At 72.0% G+C, this 19,351-nt stretch carries 18 protein-coding genes; 10 read left to right on the forward strand and 8 right to left on the reverse strand.

Features of this window, described 5'->3' with window-relative positions; genetic code table 11:
* Positions 1–174: 174 nt before the first annotated feature.
* The 5 genes from AC0VYM_RS23635 (at position 175) to AC0VYM_RS23655 (ending at position 5,499) form a co-directional block, all read left to right on the forward strand.
* Positions 175–2,751, forward strand: coding sequence for a sensor histidine kinase (locus AC0VYM_RS23635; RefSeq protein ID WP_475455682.1), 2,577 nt, complete (start codon positions 175–177; stop codon positions 2,749–2,751).
* A 2-nt stretch (positions 2,752–2,753) separates the two neighbouring features.
* Positions 2,754–3,215 (forward strand): roadblock/LC7 domain-containing protein, encoded by a 462-nt coding sequence (locus AC0VYM_RS23640; RefSeq protein ID WP_475455684.1) that lies wholly within the window; start codon positions 2,754–2,756, stop codon positions 3,213–3,215.
* 8 nt (positions 3,216–3,223) lie between these two features.
* Positions 3,224–3,664, forward strand: a complete 441-nt coding sequence (locus AC0VYM_RS23645) for a DUF742 domain-containing protein (RefSeq protein ID WP_475455686.1) — start codon at positions 3,224–3,226, stop codon at positions 3,662–3,664.
* Positions 3,645–4,229, forward strand: coding sequence for a GTP-binding protein (locus tag AC0VYM_RS23650; protein WP_475455688.1), 585 nt, complete (start codon positions 3,645–3,647; stop codon positions 4,227–4,229). The genes AC0VYM_RS23645 and AC0VYM_RS23650 overlap by 20 nt, the downstream gene beginning before the upstream one ends.
* Positions 4,230–4,461: 232 nt before the next feature.
* Positions 4,462–5,499 (forward strand): oxygenase MpaB family protein, encoded by a 1,038-nt coding sequence (locus AC0VYM_RS23655; protein ID WP_475455690.1) that lies wholly within the window; start codon positions 4,462–4,464, stop codon positions 5,497–5,499.
* A gap of 43 nt (positions 5,500–5,542) precedes the next feature.
* Here AC0VYM_RS23655 and AC0VYM_RS23660 read toward each other — a convergent pair whose 3' ends face one another.
* Positions 5,543–6,199, reverse strand: a complete 657-nt coding sequence (locus tag AC0VYM_RS23660) for a TetR/AcrR family transcriptional regulator (RefSeq protein ID WP_475455692.1) — start codon at positions 6,197–6,199, stop codon at positions 5,543–5,545.
* Positions 6,200–6,281: 82 nt separating this feature from the next.
* Between AC0VYM_RS23660 and AC0VYM_RS23665 the strand changes: the two genes are divergently transcribed.
* A complete protein-coding gene (locus AC0VYM_RS23665; RefSeq protein ID WP_475455694.1) occupies positions 6,282–7,778 on the forward strand; it encodes an MDR family MFS transporter in 1,497 nt (498 codons plus the stop codon).
* On the opposite strand, the gene AC0VYM_RS23670 is transcribed toward AC0VYM_RS23665, so the two are convergent.
* The gene (locus AC0VYM_RS23670; protein ID WP_475455696.1) at positions 7,775–8,953 is read right to left on the reverse strand and encodes a DUF418 domain-containing protein; all 1,179 of its coding nucleotides are present in this window, start codon (positions 8,951–8,953) and stop codon (positions 7,775–7,777) included. The genes AC0VYM_RS23665 and AC0VYM_RS23670 overlap by 4 nt on opposite strands.
* A gap of 98 nt (positions 8,954–9,051) precedes the next feature.
* On the opposite strand from AC0VYM_RS23670, the gene AC0VYM_RS23675 reads away from it, so the two are divergent.
* Positions 9,052–9,654 carry a TetR/AcrR family transcriptional regulator gene (locus tag AC0VYM_RS23675; protein WP_475455698.1) on the forward strand — a complete coding sequence of 201 codons (603 nt, stop codon included), beginning with the start codon at positions 9,052–9,054 and terminating at the stop codon, positions 9,652–9,654.
* Between the two features lie 27 nt (positions 9,655–9,681).
* Here the strand turns inward: AC0VYM_RS23675 and AC0VYM_RS23680 are convergent, their stop codons facing one another.
* From AC0VYM_RS23680 to pgfA, 4 genes are all read right to left on the reverse strand, one after another.
* Entirely contained in the window at positions 9,682–10,434 is a 753-nt protein-coding gene (locus AC0VYM_RS23680; protein ID WP_475455700.1) for an SDR family NAD(P)-dependent oxidoreductase, read from the reverse strand.
* Positions 10,435–10,476: 42 nt separating this feature from the next.
* Positions 10,477–11,835 (reverse strand): FAD-binding oxidoreductase, encoded by a 1,359-nt coding sequence (locus tag AC0VYM_RS23685; RefSeq protein ID WP_475455702.1) that lies wholly within the window; start codon positions 11,833–11,835, stop codon positions 10,477–10,479.
* A complete protein-coding gene (locus AC0VYM_RS23690; protein WP_475455704.1) occupies positions 11,832–12,716 on the reverse strand; it encodes a decaprenyl-phosphate phosphoribosyltransferase in 885 nt (294 codons plus the stop codon). The genes AC0VYM_RS23685 and AC0VYM_RS23690 overlap by 4 nt, the downstream gene beginning before the upstream one ends.
* 184 nt (positions 12,717–12,900) lie before the next feature.
* Complete coding sequence (gene pgfA / locus AC0VYM_RS23695) at positions 12,901–13,821, reverse strand: cell envelope lipid trafficking protein PgfA (protein ID WP_475455706.1); 921 nt, start codon at positions 13,819–13,821, stop codon at positions 12,901–12,903.
* A 156-nt stretch (positions 13,822–13,977) separates the two neighbouring features.
* Between pgfA and AC0VYM_RS23700 the strand changes: the two genes are divergently transcribed.
* Entirely contained in the window at positions 13,978–15,285 is a 1,308-nt protein-coding gene (locus tag AC0VYM_RS23700; RefSeq protein ID WP_475455708.1) for an acyltransferase family protein, read from the forward strand.
* A gap of 10 nt (positions 15,286–15,295) precedes the next feature.
* Here AC0VYM_RS23700 and AC0VYM_RS23705 read toward each other — a convergent pair whose 3' ends face one another.
* Positions 15,296–17,290: a hypothetical protein gene (locus AC0VYM_RS23705; RefSeq protein WP_475455710.1), complete on the reverse strand. Its 1,995-nt coding sequence runs from the start codon at positions 17,288–17,290 to the stop codon at positions 15,296–15,298.
* 137 nt (positions 17,291–17,427) lie between these two features.
* Here AC0VYM_RS23705 and AC0VYM_RS23710 point away from each other — a divergent pair, with 137 nt between their 5' ends.
* Together AC0VYM_RS23710 and AC0VYM_RS23715 are read left to right on the forward strand one after the other, a co-directional pair.
* On the forward strand, positions 17,428–18,183 hold the full coding sequence (locus AC0VYM_RS23710) for a class I SAM-dependent methyltransferase (RefSeq protein WP_475455712.1): 756 nt from the start codon (positions 17,428–17,430) through the stop codon (positions 18,181–18,183).
* Positions 18,180–18,917 (forward strand): class I SAM-dependent methyltransferase, encoded by a 738-nt coding sequence (locus AC0VYM_RS23715; RefSeq protein ID WP_475455714.1) that lies wholly within the window; start codon positions 18,180–18,182, stop codon positions 18,915–18,917. Before AC0VYM_RS23710 ends, AC0VYM_RS23715 begins: the two co-directional genes overlap by 4 nt.
* Here the strand turns inward: AC0VYM_RS23715 and AC0VYM_RS23720 are convergent.
* A complete protein-coding gene (locus tag AC0VYM_RS23720) occupies positions 18,880–19,104 on the reverse strand; it encodes a DUF397 domain-containing protein (protein WP_475455716.1) in 225 nt (74 codons plus the stop codon). The genes AC0VYM_RS23715 and AC0VYM_RS23720 overlap by 38 nt on opposite strands.
* Positions 19,105–19,351 lie beyond the last annotated feature (247 nt).

A 19,351-nucleotide genomic window follows, 5' to 3' on the forward strand; every position in this document is an offset into this window, starting at 1 on the left:
CAACGCCGAAAACCCCCGCATGTGGTGACTCTCCGGCGAGCCCCGACCCCTGGAGGGACGAGCGCGGACCACACGGCGGGAGGTCCGCGCGCGCCGGCCCGCTGGACGCGGCCAGGCGACCGCTCGGCTCCGACAGTGCCTGAGAAGACTTTGACGCGGATCGACAGGAGAACCGTGCAGGCAGTACCGAAGAAACGTGGGCGGACCATCGCCGCCCGTATTCGCGCCATGGTCATGATCCCCACCACCGCGCTGTTCGCACTGTGGTTGATCCTCACCTTCGTCCTCGGCGGCGACGCTGCCTACCAGCTGATCCGTTCCAAGGCCACCGACGACCTCGTCACCCCCGCCGCCGTCGGCCTCGTCTCCGCGATGTCCGAGCGCTCGGCCACGATCGCCTACATCGAGGACCCCGACGACGCCGAGCTGGCCCAGCGGCTGGAGCAGAGCCGTCAGGCCACCGACGAGTCCCTGGGCGTCGTCGTGGACGACCTCATGGGCTTCGCGGACCTCGCCCCCGGCGACGGCGGCATGCACATCGAGATGCTGTACGACATGTACCAGGAGATCGACGGCGTCCGTACGTCCGTCGACGACGGCGACGCCACCCGTGCCGACGTCCTGGACTTCTACAACGAGCTCGTCCTGCACGGCGCCGACAGCTTCGACAGCCAGGGCCGTGAGGGCAACGAGGGGGACGCGGTCAGCCCCGGCTTCACCGCCATCTACCTCTTCCGCACCGTGGACGTGGGCGCGCGGGCCGACGCCCAGATCGCCCGCGCCTTCGCCACCGGCGAGCTCACCGTCGAGGACCAGCGCGAGTTCACCAGGATGATGGGCGCCTTCGAGGCCCTCCTGGACGCCAACGCCCCCTACCTGGAGGGCGACGGCCTCCTCGACCGGTACGAGGCCGTCCGGGAGAGCCCCGAGTACGCCACCCTCACCGAGCTCTCGGACCAGATCACGGACCGCCAGGTCGAGACCACCACGGTCACCGACCCCGTCACCCTGCTCCCGGAGACGGTCGACGACCTCTCCATGCCGGTCTCCCAGGCCGAGTGGGACGCGGCGTACGAGCACGTGATCACCGAGCTCACCGACCTGGGCGCGCAGGAGTCGCTGTACGCGGCCGAGGTGACCCGCGGCGACGCGCACGGCGCAGTGATCCTCGCCGTCAGCGGCAGCCTGGGCGTCGCGGCCGTCCTCCTCATCGCCTTCACCCTGGCCCGTCGGTCCTCCCGGAACCTCACCTCGCGCCTGCTCACCCTGCGCGAGGAGTCCCAGGACCTGGCCGAGAACAAGCTGCCCGAGATCATGGACCGCCTGCACCGGGGCGAGCGGGTGGACGCCTCGACCTCCCTGCCCGAGCTGCGGACGGAGGAGGACGAGATCGGTGACGTCGCCAAGGCGTTCAACTCCGCCCAGCGCGCCGCCGTCGAGGAGGCCGTCCAGCAGACGGAGCTGCGCCACGGCGTCAACCGCGTCTTCCTCAACATCGCCCACCGCAGCCAGACGCTGGTGCACCGCCAGCTCCGTCTGCTGGACAAGATGGAGCGCGAGCAGGAGGACCCGGACCAGCTCGCCCAGCTGTTCAAGCTGGACCACCTGGCCACCCGTTCCCGCCGCAACGCCGAGAACCTGCTGATCCTCGGCGGTGAGGCCCCGGGCCGTACCTGGCACCGCCCGATGCCGCTGATCGACGTCCTGCGCGGCGCGATCTCCGAGTCCGGCGACTACACGCGGGTCAAGCGTGAGCGCATCGCCCGGGTGAACCTCAACGGCCCCGCCGTCGCGGACGTCATCCACCTGGTCGCGGAGCTGGTGGACAACGCCGCCATGTTCTCGCCGCCGCACACCCAGGTGCGCCTGAGCAGCGACGACGTGCCCAACGGCGTGACGATCGAGATCGAGGACCGCGGTCTGGGCATGGCGGAGGCCGAGTTCACCTCGACCAACGCCCTGCTGGCGGACCCGCCCGAGTTCGACGTCATGCGCCTCAACGAGAAGATGCGCCTCGGCCTGTTCGTGGTCTCGCACCTGGCGCACCGTCACGGGATCAAGGTGCACCTGCGCCCGTCGCCGTACGGCGGCGTCCAGGCGATCGTGCTGCTCCCGCAGGAACTGATCTCCGGCGACCGCACCCCGCTCCCCGCGACGGAGGAGCCCGGCGACATCTGGGAGGTGCGCGAGATCGTCGACCGCACGCCCGAGGTCGCCCTGGAGGCGAGCCGGTCCGCCCGGCCGGGCAAGCCCGTGCTGACCTCGGTGTCCACGTCCCCGAGCACGAAGGAGCCGGAGACGTCGTCCGAGACCCCCGAGGCCTCGGAGAGCGACCTGCTCAGCGCCCCGGTCACGAAGGACGAGTCCCGTCCGGTCCTGCCCACCCGCCAGTCCCGTATCAGCGCGGTGCCGGACGCCGCCAAGGACGCCCCCGCCAAGGAGCCCGCGGCTCCGAAGACCCCCGAGACCCCCGAACCCGCCGAGACGGCCGAGGAGCCCGAGACGGTCGAGGCCGGCGGCGGCCGTCCCGCGCTGCCCAAGCGGCGGCCGCAGGAGAACCTGGCGCCGCAGCTGGCGACCGACCCCGCCGAGTCCGGAACCTTCGGCCGGTCCGCCTCCGCCGAGTCCCCCATGGAAGGCACCGAACGGCTGGCGCGCCTGCGTCGGAACATGTCCGCGTTCCAGCAGGGAACCGACCGTGGACGGCGCGAGAGCAAGCAGAACACCAACGACACCGACAAGGACGCGTAACCGTGACGAGTACCGAAAGCGCTGAGCGCGGCAGCGGAAGCGCCGCGGGCAAGAAGGACATCGACTGGCTCCTGGACGAGTTGCTCGACCGCGCCGTGGGTTCGCGCCACGCGATCGTCCTCTCCGCTGACGGCCTGCTGATCGGCCGCTCGAAGGAACTGGTCAAGGAGGACGCCGAGCACCTGTCCGCGGTCGCCTCCGCGTTCCAGAGCCTGGCCCGGGGCACCGGCCGCCACTTCGGCGGCGGCGAGGTCCTCCAGACCGTCGTGGAGATGGAGAGCGCCTACCTCTTCGTCACCGGCGCGGGTCGCGGCGCCTGCCTGGCCGTCCTGGCGGAGGAGAGCGCCGACGTCGGTCTCATCGCCTACGAGATGAACGTCCTGGTCGAGCAGGTGGGCCGCTACCTCGACTCCGCTCCCCGTCACGAGGGCGCGGCCGAGGCGTCCGGGGAAGCCACGCGATAGGGGTTCGTATGCAAGCACACAGCGAGTTCGATCCTGGTGAGTCCCCGCACGGCCTGCCGCACCGCGACGCCGTCGGAGGGTTCGACGCGGACGCTCCCGAGGGCGAGGAGGCGGGGCCGCTGGTCCGGCCGTACGTGATCGCGCAGGGACGCGACCACGCCGACGCCGTCCAGCTGGACATGATCAGCGTGGTGATCGCGGCCAAGAGGGCCGAGGTCGACGAGATGGCCCTCGAACCGGAGCAGCTCCGCATCCTGGAGCTGTGCCGTCGTCCCCTGTCGGTGGCCGAGGTGTCGGCCCACCTGGACATCCCGGTGGCCGTCGTCAAGGTCCTGCTCAGTGACCTGCTCAACCGCGGGCTGGCCCTGGCCCGCGCCCCCTACACAGCTAAGAGCCCGGTGAGCCGGGACGTACTCCAGGCGGTTCTCGATGGCATCCAGAGACTCTGACCCGGGCCCCGAGGCCCCCGTCCCCTCGGCACTCAAGATCCTGGTCGCCGGGGGCTTCGGCGCCGGGAAGACCACCCTGGTCGGCGCGGTCAGCGAGATCGCCCCCCTGAGCACCGAGGAGGTGATGACCGAGGCCAGTTACGGCATCGACGACCTCTCCGGCGTGGAGTCCAAGACCACCACCACGGTGGCGCTGGACTTCGGCCGCATCACCATCAGCCCCGCCCTGGTGCTGTACCTGTTCGGCACGCCGGGTCAGGAGCGCTTCTGGTTCATGTGGGAGGAGCTGTCCGAGGGCGCCCTGGGCGCGGTCGTCATCGCGGACACGCGCCGCCTGGAGACCTGTTTCGCCGCGGTGGACTTCTTCGAGCAGCGCGGGGTGCCGTTCGTGGTCGCGGTGAACTGCTTCGACGGGGCGCACCAGTACGAGCCGGACGAGGTGCGTGAGGCGCTGAGCCTGAACCCGGACATTCCGGTGACGCTGTGCGACGCCCGTGAGCGCGAGTCCGCGAAGCAGGTGCTGCTGGCGCTCATGAACCGGGTGTCGGAGCAGGTCGCGGCCTGATCCGTGCCGGTCACGGCTGGCGCGGCCGGTCCGACGCGGGGCGGGTGGAGGGGGTTCGGCACTCCCCTCCACCCGCCCCTTCGCGTGTGTCGGACGGCGCGGGGCCTCCCCCTTCCGTTGTACACGTGTAGGTTCCAGGTAAAGTGCGGGGCAGCGCGGTGCCCTCGACGGCGGGCGTTCGGAGGAATCCGGGGCACACGTCCCGGGAGGTCCAGGACGAAGGTGGAGTTCCATGCAGCGTTTCCATTGGCGAGACGAGATCCGCGGCCTGGACGCGGAGGCCGACTGCGAGAGGATCGTCCGGATCCTGGGCACCCTGGAGTTCCCCTGGGACCTGGAGCAGGCCCTGGGGCTGGCCCTGTACCGGACCTACGCGGTCCCGTCCATCGGTCGGCTGCTCGGGGACACCCACGAGTTCACCGCGCGCACCCAGCACCGCTACGACGACACCGCGCTCATCCTCAACGACATCATGGAGCACGGTTTCGGGCCGGGTCGCGGGCGTGACGCGCTGCGCCGGATGAACCAGATGCACCGGTCGTACGACATCAGCAACGACGACTACCGCTACGTGCTGAGCACGTTCGTCGTCATGCCGGTGCGCTGGCTGAACGACTACGGGTACAGCTGGCGCCGTCTGAGCGACCACGAGATCGCGGCCAGCACGAACTACTACCGCAAGCTCGGCAGGCACATGGGGATCAAGGACATCCCGGAGACCTACGCCGAGTTCCGCGAGCTGATGGACTCCTACGAGGCGGAGCACTTCGCCTTCACCGAGGGAGGCCGCGCGGTCTCGGACGCCACCCTCGGACTGATGGTGGACTTCTACCCGGCCTGGCAGCGTCCGCTGGTGCGCCCCTTCACCAAGGCCCTGCTGGACCCGCCGCTGATCAAGGCCTTCGACTACCCGGAGCCCTCGGCGTTCTGGCGCAGGGGCGGCGACCTCGCCCTGCGGCTGCGCGCGCGGGTCGTACGGCGGATGAAGCCGCGCCAGGAGCCCCGCTGGGCCCGGATGAGCCCCAACATCCGCAGCTACCCCGACGGCTACGAGCCGGACCGCATCGGCACGTTCCCGAAGGGCTGCCCGGTCCCCCACGACATGCTGACCCGGGACGTCGCCGCGACCGGCGCGAGGGTCCCCGCCCCCGGCCAGTCCCTGGCCCCGTCTCCTCGTGTGTCCGAGGACTCCGGTTCCGTCCCCGTCGAGGACGCCGCTGCCGGGGCACCCGAGACCGCGAGTGCCGCGTCCGAGGCGACCGAGCGCTGATCCCCGCCGGTGGGGGCGGGGGCGGCCCCCTCCGCCCCCGCCCCTACCGGCCCCGGACGGGACCGTGGATGCGCAGGAAGGCGTCCACCCCGGAGCGGACCGTCGCGATCCGCTCCTCGTCCGACAGCGGCAGCGCCCCGAAGAACGAACGGCTGTTGGCGGGGCCGCGCACCAGGGCCAGATAGTGCCCGGCGGCGGTCTCCTCCCCGCCCTCCGCGATCTCCAGCAGGCCCCGGTCGGCCAGGGCGCGCAGGTGGGCGGCCAGGGCCCCCACCACCAGTTCCGAGCCGCTGTCGGACCAGGCGCGCGCCGCCTCGGGGAAGTGCGTGGCCTCCCCGATCAGCAGCCGGACCAGGGCCGTGTGGTCGGCCCTGCGCCCCCACGGTGACAGCCACTCGTCCTCGAAGCCCACCAGCGCCGTCCGCGCGTCGGTGGCCGGTCCGAGGTGGCGGGCGGTGGCCTCGGCGTGGTCGGCGGCCAGGACGGCGCTGCTCTGGGTGACGATGGTGAGGAACAGCCGCTGCTTGTCCTCGAAGTGGTTGTAGATGGTGCGCTTGGACACGCCCGCGTCGGCGGCGATGGCGTCGACGCTGGCCCGCGCGTAGCCCTCCCTGAGGAACACGCGCAGCGCGGCCTCCGTGATGGCCTCGCGTTTGACCGCCGACCGGCGCTCCCGCCCGTCCCCGCACGTGTCGGTCATCTCTCGCCCTCTGTCCTCGTGCCCTCGCCGACCGGGGAGAACCCCGTTCCCCCGCGAAACTGCACCGTGTAGTTTACCTGTTATGGCGAAGCACGACCCCCACTCCTCCTCCGCTGTGTCCGCCGACCCCGCACAGACCTCCCCGCCCCCCGCGCGCCCCTCTGTCGGTCCTCCCCCGGCGCCCCACCGGCTCGACCGGCCGCTGGTGAAGCTGGCCGCCGTCCTGTTGGTCGGTTCGATGGCCGCCCTCCTGGACACCACCATCGTCAACGTGGCCGTGGACCACCTCTCCCGCGCCCTGGACGCCCCGGTCTCGACCGCGCAGTGGGTGGCCAGCGCCTACCTGTTCTCCACCGCCGCCGTGATCCCGGTGACCGGCTGGGCGATCGACCGCTACGGCCAACGGGCCACCTGGATCACCGCGCTGGTGTTCTTCGGGGTGGGGTCCCTGCTGTGCTCCGCCGCCTGGTCCATCGAGAGCCTGATCGTCTTCCGCGTGCTCACCGGCCTGGGTAGCGGCATGGTCCTGCCGCTGGTCATGACGATCCTCGTGCAGGCCGCCGGACCCCAGCGCCTCGGCCGGGCGATCGGACTGATCAGCGTGCCCATCCAGCTGGCGCCCGCGCTCGGCCCGGTGCTGGGCGGGATCGTCCTGGACACGCTGGGATGGCGGTGGATCTTCGTGATCTCCGTGCCGTTCATCCTGCTCGCCATCGCCCTGGCCGTGCGCGGGGTGCCCAGGGGCACCCCCCGTGCCACCGAACGGCTCGACGTGGTGGGGCTGCTCCTGCTCTCCCCCGGCATCGCGACCCTGCTGCACGGGCTGTCGGTGCTGGGGAGCTCGGCGCTGGCCCCGCTGTTCGCCGCTGCGGGGCTGCTGCTCATCGTCGGCTTCGTGGTGCACGCCCTGCGTGAGCGGCCCGGCGGCCCGCCGCCCGTGATCGACCTCCGCCTGTTCCGGAACCTGCTGTTCCGGCTGGGCGCGCTGCTCATGTTCGTCTTCGGGATCTGCGTGTGGGCGGGCATGTTCCTGCTGCCGCTCTTCTTCCAGCAGGTCCAGGGCACCTCCGCGATGACCGCCGGTCTGCTCATGGCACCGATGGCCGCCGGCGTGGCCCTGGTGAACCTGTTCATGGGGCCGGTCACGGACAACGTGGGACCGCGCTACCTGGTGGTGGGCGGCCTGTTCGTGGGCGCGGCCGCCACCGCCCCGTTCGTCCTCGCCGGACCGGAGACCTCCCCCGCCCTGCTGGCCGCCGCGATGTTCGTCCGGGGGCTGGGGCTGGGTGCGGCGATGGTGCCGATGCTGGCCACCGCCTACCGGGGCCTGCCCTCGGACCGGGTGCCCCGGGCCAGCAGCGCCCTGAACGTCACCCAGCGGCTGGGCGCCGCCGTCGGCACCGCCGCGCTGGCGCTCCTGCTCGCGTCCCTGCTCTCCGACACCGTACGGCCCGAGACCGCCTTCCAGGCGACCTTCGGGTGGATGACAGGTCTGACCGCCGCGGCGATGGTGCCCGCGATGTTCCTGCCCAGCACCCGCCCCGACCTCTCCGGCGGGCGGTCCGGCTCCGACTCCTAGGCGCCGTGTTCCGCGCCGGTCTTCGGCTCCACCCTGCGATCGGGGCCGTAGGTCACCCGCCGTACGAGGGTCTCGAACGGCCCCCGTCGTCCGGCCCGGCGCATCCGGTCGGCGAGGACGACGGTGGTCAGCCAGACCACGGTGGCCAGGAGGGCGGTCGACGCCACCGTGAGGGTGCCGGACAGGTCGAGGAGGAACGGGGTGAAGACCACCGCCCACACCGGCGACTGCGCGAGGTAGCAGGTCATGGAGCGCTGACCGGTCGAGGCCAGGGCGGTCACCACCGGCCCGGGGTTCGGTCGGCGTTCGATCCGCAGCGCCACCAGCGCGATGAGCGCCGCGTAGCCGAACCCGCCCGCGACCCCGCTCGCCCCGTGCAGGGCGCCCAGGACCGCCTGGTCCTGCACGGGAGGAACCGGAACGACGCCCGCGACGGCCAGGGCCAGCGGCTGCGCGCCCAGCACGGCGATCACCGGTCCCGCCACCGCCGTGGTGACGAGGAGCCAGCGGTGCCGCCCCTCCCGCTCCAGCATCCGGCGCCGCCCGGCCCACAGCCCGACCAGGAACGGTGCCGCGAAGCCGATCGGCCCGACCAGCGACACCAGCGCCACCGCCGCCGCGCGGTCGGTGAGCATGGTCAGCGGGTCCTGGGGCAGGAGCACCGGGTCCGGCCCCTCGGTGCCGAACACCCCCGCGTCCGGCAGGGACGTGACCAGGAGGAACAGGGCGGCCACGGCCAGCAGCCAGCGGTCGCGCCAGAACACCGCGAAGGAGCCGAGCAGCAGCAGGACGCCGTACATCGCGAGGATGTCCCCGGCGTAGAACAGGAAGCCGTCCACCACACCGACGGCGACCAGTACGGCCGCGCGCCGCCACAGCAGCCTGCGGGCGGCGGGCCGGTCCCCGTTCGTGTTGCGGCTGACCAGGAGGGCGACGCCGTACCCGAAGAGCAGGCCGAACATGGGGAAGGCGCGACCGTCCGCGAAGGTGGCGATCGCCCAGGAGACCGCGCGGTCCACGGAGCCGCCGTCGATCGGGAACCCGCCGAGGTAGGCGTCCCCGCGCACGAAGTAGTGGGAGTTGGCCAGCGCGATGCACAGCAGCATCACGCCCCGGGCCAGGTCGGGTCCGAGCGCCCGCCCCCGGGCCGCCACCGGCCCCCGTGAACTGTTCATGGCGTCAGCGTACGTCATTAATAGAGTAAGCACTACAATAATAAGGCGCTTAACTGTGCCCAGGACCAGAACGCCCCCGACGAACGGAGCAGCCGCACATGCGGACGGTCGATCCGGAGAAGCACGCGGCGCGCCGGGCCGCGATCCTCGGCGCTGCGGCCGAGGTGTTCGCCGAGCGGGGGTACGACGGCGCCACCACCGCGGCGGTCTGCAAACGGGCGGGCGTGGGCTCGGGCACCCTGTTCCACTACTTCCCGGACAAGCGCACCATGTTCCTGGCGATCGTCACGGACGACCTCGCCACGGTCACCACCGGTCTGGAACGGATCGACCGGACCGACCCGGACCGGGCGCTGGACGAGGTCCTCGACCTCCTCACGGCGGACCTGGGCGACCCGATCGCCCCCGGCCTGGCCGGGGCCATGATCCAGCTGGCCCAGCGCGACCCGGAGTTCGGCGCCACGGTCGTGGCCAAGGACGAGAGCACCCGGGCCAGCCTCGCGGAGATCGTCGCGGCGGGACAGGAGTCGGGTGTCTTCCGGACTCCCGTGGACCCGCGACGCGCGGCGCGCTGGATCGTGGCGCTCACCGACGCCGGATACCTGATCAGTGACGACGAGGAGTTCGACACGGCCGAGGACGGCGCGGAGCTGCGCCGGATCGTCGCTGCCTACCTGGGCCGACGCGCCGGGACCGACTGACCGCCCCGGCCCGCGCGCCGTCGCCCGCTAGCGGCCCAGGCGGCGCCACAGCGGGCGGGGCACCAGCCGCATGCCCGTGAACAACGGCCGGAGCACGCGCGGGGCCCACACCGTGGTGGCGTTGCCGCGCAGACCCCGGGACACCGACTCGGCCACCTGTGCGGGGGTGGCGGGGAACGGCGCCGGATCCACGTGCCGCGACATCCGGGTGGCCACGTAGCCGGGCCGGACCACCAGGACCCGGGCGCCCGAGCCGTGCAGGGAGTCGGCCAGCCCCTGGGCGAACCCGTCGAGCCCGGCCTTGGCGGAGCCGTACACGAAGTTGGCCCGGCGCACCCGCACCCCGGCCACCGACGACAGCACCACCAGGGTTCCGTGGCCCTGCTCGCGCAGCCGCGCGGCGACGGCCAGGTCCACGGACACGTGCCCGGTGTAGTTCACGGCGCCCGCGCGGGCGGCGGCGAGCGGGTCCGCCTCGTACGCCGTCTGGTCGCCCAGCACCCCGAAGGCGTCCACCACCACGTCCAGGTCGCCCACCAGTTCCACTGCGGCGGCCACCGTGGCGGCGTGGGTGCCCGGGGCCTCGGCGTCGAACGCCAGGGAGTGCGCCGTGGCGCCCAGCGAACCGAACACCTCCGGCGGCTCGGCCACCCCGCCGCGCGCCGCCAGCACCACCTCGCGGGCGCCCTCGCGGACCAACCGTTCCACGACGGCCAGGCCGATCTCGCTGCGGCCGCCGAGCAGCAGGACGGTTCGTACGCTTCCCAGCGAGTCACGCATGGGCGGGTCCTTCCGGGACAGGTGGCTACTTGGTGCGGAGGGTCAGACGAGTCGCAGGCGTCGGGCGAGGTCCGAGACGAGGACGCCGTCCGGGTCCACGCGGGCGCGGGTGGCCCGCCAGTCGGGCAGTCCGGGGTACATGGCGTGCACGGTCTCCGGCCGGGCCCGGCCGTCCTTGGCCAGGTACACGCGTCCGCCGGCCGCCAGGACGCGCTCGTCGAACCCGTCCAGGAGGCGCGCGAGCCCGGGGAGTTCGGCGGGCAGGTCCAGGGCCAGGGTCCAGCCGGGGCGCGGGAACGACAACGGCCCGGGGGTGGGCGCGCCCATCCGTTTGAGGACGGCCAGGAACGAGGGAGCGCCCACCCGGGACAGCCCCTCCGCCACGGCGCGCAGGGTGTCCTCCTCCCCGAAGGGCACGACGAACTGGTACTGGACGAACCCGCGCGGCCCGTACATCCGGTTCCAGCCCTCCACCGCGTCCAAGGGGTGGAAGAACCCGCCGAGCGGCTGGGCGCGGCCCCGTTCCCGCAGAGGCGCGGCGCGGTGGTAGGCGGCGTTGAAGGCGCCCACCGTCCAGCGGTTGAGCAGCCTCGGCGGGGCCCAGGGCGGTGCCGCCAGCGGGGTCCCGGGCCGGTGCCGCAGGGGGTCGCGGCGCTGGGGCGCGGGCAGGTCGGCGCGGAGAGCATGGTGGGCGCGGGTCAGCACGCCGCGCCCGAGGGAACCGCCCCGGGCCAGGAGATCGACCCAGCACACCGTGTACCGGTACGCGTGGTCGGAGCGCGCCATGAGGTCCAGCGTGGAGTCGAGGTCCGGGGTGCGGTCGGTGTCCACCCGGGCGTAGGCGGTCTCCACCGGGTGCACGCCGATGGTCGCCTCGGTGATCACCCCGGTCAGGCCCATCCCGCCGACAGTGGCCCAGAACAGGTCGGGGTCCGGGCCGTCGGGGCCGAGCCGGTGCGCCTCCCCCGTGGGAGTGAGCAGGGTCAGGGCGCGCACATGGGCGCCCAGGGAGGAGTCCGCGTGGTGGTTCTTGCCGTGCACGTCGGCGGCGATCGCTCCGCCGAGGGTGACGTGCCTGGTCCCGGGGGTGACGGGCACGAAGTACCCGCGGCGCAGCAGGTGCGCGATGATCCGTCCCAGGCTGGTCCCGGCGGGCGCGGTGAGCTCCCGCCTCTCGGTGTCCAGGCGTGGCGGCCCGGTCAGTTCGGAGCAGTCCAGCACGGTTCCGCCCGCGGCCTGGGCGGCGTCCCCGTAGGAACGGCCCAGCCCCCGGGCGAGGGCGCCGCGCGGCCCGGCCTCGGCGAGCATCCGGGCGGCCTGTTCGGCGGTGCGGGGGCGCACCACGTGCGCGGCGGTCGGGGCGGTGCGGCCCCAGCCGGTGAGGAGGGTCGGGCGGCTCACAGGTAGATCCCCAGTCCGACCAGGAGGGCGAGGGCGACGAGGGCGAGCTGGAGCGGGCGGTCCCGCAACGCGATCTCCTCGGGTTCCTCGCCCGCGCCCCGGTCCACGAGAAGGTTGTAGCGGAGCACGAACATGATGAACGGAACGATACTGGCGGCGTGGAACACGGACTGCGGTCCACCACCCTGTTCCAGCGCCCAGAGGCAGTAGGTGACGATCATGGCACCGGAGGCCATGACGCGCATGTGGGACAGGTAGCCGGGCGTGTAGCCGAGCAGCGCCGTGCGCGTGGGGTGCGCGGTGGACCCGTCCCCCGGGACGGCGGTGACGCGCAGCTCCGCCTCGCGCTTGCCGACCACCACCAGCAGCGCGGCGAGCGCCACCACGATGACGAACCACGAGGTCAGCGGTACCCCGACCACGATCCCGCCCGCCATGGCCCGGAGCATGTGGCAGGAGGCGACCGCGACCAGGTCGCAGACGACGACGTCCTTGAGCCGGAGCGTGTAGGCCAGGGTGAGCAGGACGTACCCGACGAGCACCAGGGTGAGCCCCGCGTTTCCCAGGGCCAGCGAGGCCAGGGGCGCGGCGGTCACGAACAGCACCCCGACGGCCAGGGCGAGCGGGGCCGGGAGGTCCCCGGAGGCGACCGGCCGGTCCCGCTTGCGGGGGTGCTCGCGGTCACGGGCCGCGTCCCGGACGTCGTTGAGCAGGTAGGTGCCGCTGGCGGCCAGGCAGAAGAGGGCGAAGGCGGCCGAGCAGAGCAGCAGGGTGCGGGGGTCACCGAGCGCTCCGGCGGTGGCGGGGGCGGCGAACACCAGCAGGTTCTTCAGCCACTGGCGGGGGCGGCAGGCCCGGACGAGGGCGCCGGTGCGGTGCATGCGCGCCCCCTCCTGGTGATCGCGAAGAGTGTGGCGGCCGGACCGCCCGTGAGGGGGGTGGGCGGTCCGGCCGGTGGTGCCTGCGGTACGGCCGCGGGGCGGCCGTCACGGTGCGGGGCCGTGGGCGCCGGGGTCAGGCGGCGCGGGGGCGGCGCCCGGGGGGTGGGCGCTTCCGTGGAGGGTGTCAGCCGTGGTTCTCGGTGCGGCGGCCGGTGACCAGCAGGACGACCGCGATGCCGACGAACCCGGCGCCGAGCACCAGCGCGCCGATGGGCAGCGTGGTGTGCAGCATCGGCAGGACGGTGCGGGCCTGCTCGCTGTTCTCGATCGCGGCGGCGCGGGTGGCGTCGTCGAACCGGAGCTCACCGCTGAGCAGGGTGAGGACCTCCTCGCCGTCGACGACGACGACGCGGTGGTGCTCCTCGCTCATGTCGATGGGGGAACCGCTGACCGGCTCGATCCAGTAGGTCCGGACGATGGAGAAGGTCTCGTCTCCGACCACGTCACCGTCGCCCTCCAGCCCGGCGACCGAACGCGGGATCTCGCGCTCGTCGATGACGGTCGGCTCGACGGTCTGGACGAACTTGTAGGCCTCGACCCCGTCGACCTCCTCCACGCCCTCGAACTGCATGGGGACGACTTCCTGGACGGTGGTCTCGAAGAAGTCGTGGTCGCGCTGCTCGGTGAAGAAGGGGAACTTCCACCCCTGCCCGGACTGCTGGACGGCCTCGTCGTTGATCATGGCGTCGCAGCAGTCGACGAGTTCACCGGTGACGCGGTCGTGCCCGGCGCGGCGGTTCGTGGAGCTGATGCCGAAGTCGGTCTCGGCGTCCTTGATCCACGTGAACTGGTCCCACACCACCACGTCGTCGGTGCTGGAGGCCACGTCGGCCCGGATGGTCGAGTGCGCCTCCACGTCGGCGTCCTCGACGAGCTCGACGTCCTCGATGTTGAAGTAGGTGACCTCTCCGACGTTGACGGTGGGGTTGTAGTAGTCCAGTGGAGTCTTCATCAGGGAACTGGACATCCACGTGCGCATCATGGGTGCCAAGGCGAGACAGAAGACCCCCAGCGCGATGAGAACAACCGCAACGGTACGGCGCATGTGCCCTCCTGGGCGGATGAGAGTCAGAGCTGGAACTAGGTTCAGTTCCGGGTAGAGTACTGCCCAGTAGTGAACGACGTCACCTGGGCGTGTCTGAATTTTTATAACACGTTCTAGTAGAACGCGTTTCGGCTCCCTCCCGTTCTGGAAGGCCCCATGGCGCCCACTTCCTCCGCGCCCGAGGACCCCACCTCCGGCAGCGCCCGAACCACCACCGCCGACCCCGCGCTCCTGCTGCCGCAGGTGAGCGGTCGGCACCACGCCCTCGACGGGGTCCGCGGGCTGGCCTGCCTCATGGTGCTGGTGGTCCACGTGTCCACGGAGACCGGTGACGCCCTGGCCCCCGGACCCGTGGGGGCCCTCCTCAGCGCCTCGGCCATGGCGGTGCCGCTGTTCTTCGCCCTCTCCGGCGTGCTGCTGTACCGCCCCTGGGCCCGGGCCGCGCTGGACGGCACACGGGGGCCGAACACCCGCGCCTACCTGTGGCGACGCGTCATGCGCGTCTTCCCCGCCTACTGGGTGGTGGCCGCGGTCGCCCTCGTGCTGTACGCGGGCGACCACCTGGCCTCGGTCCGGCACTGGGCCGAGGTGCTCACCCTCACCTTCCCCTTCAACACCAGCCCGCACTGGGCGGGTCCGGGACCCGAGGGCCTCGGCCAGATGTGGAGCCTGTCGGTCGAGGTGGCCTTCTACCTCACACTCCCGCTCTTCGCGGTCTTCCTCGGCCTGTGGGCCAGGGGCGGGGCGAGCGTGGACGCGCGCGGCCGCAGGCTCATCGGCGGACTGGTCGTGATCACGGTGCTGTCGTACCTGGCGCTGGTCCCGCAGTACTTCCCGGAGCCCCGCGAGCTCATGCACTCCTGGCTGCCGCGCTGTATGGGCATGTTCGCGGTCGGGATGGCGCTGGCCACCCTCTCCGAGTGGGCCTGGCGGGAGAGCGGCCCCGACGGCCCGGTCCGCCGGTTCTGCCGGACCGTCGGCACCTCGCCGGGGCTCTGCTGGGCGGTCGCCGCCACGTTCTACGTCCTGGAGGCCACCCCCGCCGCCGGGGGCCGGTTCTTCGAACCCGGCAACCTGTGGGTGTCGGTCGTCGAGTCGACCACCAGCATCGGCTTCGCGTTCTTCGTCGTCGCCCCGGTGGCCCTGGCCCCGCCCGCGCCCGAGGGCCCGCGCCGACGGCTGCGCGCGCTCGCCACGTGGACCGACGGGGCCTGGCTCGACGGATTGATGCGCCACCCCGTCATGGTTTTCTTCGCGCCGATCAGCTACGGGGTGTTCCTGTGGCAGTTCGTCGTCCTGTACCTGTGGCGCGACTTCACCGGGCAGGAGATCTTCACCGGGTCGTTCTGGCTGGACATCGTCCCGGTGCTGATCGGCAGCGTGCTGTTGGGCAAGCTCACCTACCACCTGGTCGAGGAACCCAGCCGACGCTGGTCACGTCGGTTCTTCACCGCGAGGCGCTGAGGGAGAGCGCTCAGCCCCCGTCCTCGGCGCCCTCCTCGGCCTCCGCGTCCTCCTCCGCCACCTGGCTGGCCGGGAACAGCTGACCGAGCGAGGCCCAGGTGACACAGGTCCTTCCGGCGTCGGTGAACAGCGTGAACGTGGTGTCCCGTTCGCTCACCGGCACGTACCAGAACCCGCCGTCGGGAGCGGCGGGGAGCTCGGTCTCCACCTCCTCCTCACCGACGACCACCACCAGGTCGGCGTCCTCCTGGGAGGTGTAGCCGATGGTCGCCACCTGCTCGATCCCGCCGACCTCCCACACGCTCCAGGACATCAGGCCGTCCCAGCTCGCCATGCACTCCTCGTCCTCCGAAGGGCTGAAGGCGTTGGCGCGCGCGGTCGGCGCGGCCTCCACCAGGTTCCCCTCGTCGTCGAAGACGTGGGCGCTGTCGGACTCCTCGGGCGCGTACATCCGGGCGGCCACCTCGCGGTCGGCCAGCGGGGAGAGCACGTAGGAGCTGAGCCTGCGCGGGCCGTTCCACTCCAGGACGATGTCGTCGGGGACGGCCCGGCTGTACAGGCCCGCTCCCCGGGGCACGTCCTCCAGGGAGGCCCGGACGTTGGCCAGGTACTCGCGCTGCCGGTCGCCGCTCAGCGTCCCGGCGTAGGTGTACGTGGAGTATGAGGCGGAGCCCGCGTAGACGAGGGTGACCGCGACCGCCGCCACCCACACGGTCCGCGAGGGCCCGGTCAGCTGGATCGGGCGCCGCCGCCTCCGTTCCACCCACTCGCGGGCGCGCTCCTCCTTCGTCGCGAGGAAGGCCAGGGCCAGCACCAGGGCGAACACCAGGGCCGCGTCGGCCACGTAGCGCGGGTCCGACCCCACCTCACCGTAGACACCGCCCCGGGCGATGGCCGTGGGCACGGCGTCCACGAACACCAGGTACCCGGCCAGGATCGCCCAGGCCCGCCAGGACGTGCGCCGCACCCACAGGCTCACCAGCACGATCACCGCGAACACGGCCCACGCGCCGACCAGGACCGGGCCGAGCGGATCCACCAGCCCGCCCGCCGGGGTGACCGGTCCCCACTCGAAGGGGCCGCCCAGGGCCCCGGTCGGGAAGACCTCGCCCAGCATCCGCCGCACCAGCTGCGCCACCACCTCGGACTCGGGTACCGAGGCGCCCTCGCCGCTCGTGGAGGCCCGCTGCCGCGCCAGGTACAGGACGAGGTAGGCCGCGCTGATCCCCGCCATCGCCGACCAGTGCCCGGGGTGGCGCCGGAAGGCGTGGCGCACGGACTCCAGGAGGTTCCCCGGGTACAGGAAGGCCACCGCGACCACGAACACCAGCGAGGGCAGGAAGAGCGCCTTGACCGAGAACAGCATCCCGAACACCACGGCGCCCGCGGCCCACCAGGAGAACAGGACGTTTCCGGTGCGCAGGTAGCGCACGGTCCACAGGAGCGCCAACACGATCGCCAGCTGGAAGGGCACCGCGTTGAGCGCCGCCGACCACCAGCCCAGCACGGGCACGGTCAACGGCGCCAGCGCGTACACCGTCAGCGGGACCAGCAGCGCCCACCGGCGGCCGAAGAGCTCCCACAGCAGGCGGAGGAAGGCCAGGACGGCCACCGCCTGGAGCACCAGCATCGTGCCCGCCGCCGACGCCCAGTGGAACGGACCGAAGGCGGTCTGGACGTACACCAGGAACAGGGCCCCCGGCATGAAGTGGCCCTTGTGCAGCTCCAGCAGGTACTCCGGAGACAGGTCCTGCGCGTGCGCGGCGGCGAAGAACAGGAAGTCGTCCTCCACGAAGTACGACTCGCTGAGGACGTACGCCTTCAGGACCAGTGACGCCAGGACGACCAGCAGCCCGACCTGGAGGATCCGGTCGCGCCGCAGCCCCCGCAACCCGGCCAGACTCTCGCCCAGCACGTCACCGTACGTGGGGTCCTCGTCGGGCGGTTCCTCCGCCCTGCGTACGCTGGGGGCCGCGCCGCGCTCCGTGGGGGAATCAGGCGACATGGGTACTCTCCCCGCCCTAGGTTGGCCATCCCGGAAAATGGGTGCCAGAATACAACACGTTCCACTTTCTTCTCTGACCGTTGTCGCAGGTCCTGATGGACCGCGAACCCAGAACAGGAACAAGCTCCAGTTCCTGGGTGGTCACCAGTGCCGTGGAGGTGATGCCGGTGGGGCTCGAACAGGTCCGCCGTGACTGGACCCGACTGGGTTCCACCGAGCCGCTGTGGGCGGTCTGCGTCGACCCGGACAAGCGCGACGGCGGGTGGGACGACGACGAGTTCCTCGCCTCGGGCCGCGCGGAGATCGACCCGGCGGTCCGTCGTCTCGACGAGCTCGGGCTCGCGCCCGAACGCGACCGCGTCCTCGACTTCGGCTGTGGCGCCGGGCGGCTCTCCAACGCACTGGCCGCGCACTTCCGCCAGGTCGTCGGCGTGGACATCTCCGCGCCCATGCTCGACGAGGCACGCCGCCTGGACCGCTCCGGGGGCCGGATCGAGTTCGTGCTGAACGAGCGGCCCGACCTCTCCCAGTTCGGGGACGACTCCTTCGACCTGGTGTACACGGACCTCGTCCTCCAGCACCTGCCCACCGACCTGGCGGAGGGCTATCTCCGTGAGTTCGCCCGCGTGGTGCGCCCCGGCGGGGCCCTGGTGGTCGGCGTCCCCGAGTCCGAGCGGCGGACCTTCAAGGGTCTGGTGTTCCGGTACGCGCCCTGGCCCCTGGTGGCCCTGGCCCAGCGGGTGATCCTGCGCTACCCGGCTCCCATGAGGATGCACACCCTGCGCACCGAGCGGATCTCCGAGCTCCTCCCCCACCGGATCGCCGCCTCCGACGAGTACTGGGGCGGGGACCACTGGCGCCACCTGCGCCACTACATCGAGGTCGGGGCATGACCTCCGCGCCGTTCCGCGCCACCCTGGCCCGCTCCGTCCGCCTGTTCTCCGCGTTCCGCAAGGAGCAGAGCGATCCGGCGTTCTTCTACGGGATGCTGGCCCGGGACACCGTCGACCAGCTCCGCTCCTACACGCCCCTCGACGACAGGCTGGTCGTCGACGTGGGCGGCGGACCGGGCTACTTCGCCGACGCGCTGCGCGCCGAGGGCGCCCGCTGCCTGTGCGTGGACTCGGACGCGCACGAGATGACCCTGCACGGGCGCGAGGCCGACGCCAACGCCGTGCAGGGCAGCGCGCTCGACCTGCCCCTGCGCACGGGCACCGTGGACGTGTGCTTCTCCTCCAACGTGCTGGAGCACGTGCCCGACCGGACGCGGATGGCCGACGAGATGGTGCGGGTGACCCGGCCCGGCGGCCTGGTGTTCCTCTCGTACACGCTCTGGCTGTCGCCCTGGGGAGGGCACGAGACCTCACCCTGGCACTACCTGGGCGGCGCGTACGCGGCCGAGCGGTTCACGCGGAGGAACGGACGGCGGCCGAAGAACGACTTCGGGCGCACCATGTACGCGGCGCACGCCAGGGAGATGATCCGCTGGGTCCGGGGCCGCACCGACGTGGACGTCGTGGACCTGCGGCCGCGCTACCTGCCCACGTGGATGAGGCCGATCGTGCACGTGCCGTTGCTGCGCGAGGTCGTCACCTGGAACCTGCTGATCGTCCTGCGCAGGCGGTGACCGGTCTTCTCGCGGTACCCAGCAGGGCCGCCCACTCCGTGCGCGGGAAGGCCAGGCCCCCGAGCCACGGGTTCTGGGTGTCGCGGACGAGAGCACGGGTGCGCAGGACCGCGACCTCGACGCACTCCTTCGCGGTGGTGCTGTGAGTGGACTTGCGGAAGACGGGATCGTCAACGGCAAGGCGCATGGCAGTGCCTTTCGATGGGGGAAGGTACTCGGGACTCACGCGCACTCCTGCCCGTGATCACGCTCCGAAATCAGAGGCGAACGTCCTGAATGCCTGGCCAGCTGCGGCCATTACCCACGAAAGCAGGTCAGACACCATAAAGCACCCAGAACCCCCACGCCGATGACACTCACCCAGGGTGACCAGACACCGGAAGTCAGCTTCGTGCTCTCGCTCAGCGAGAGCACCCAGGGCCCATCGACCTCAG

It is taken from the genome of Nocardiopsis sp. iso_237, from assembly GCF_056173345.1.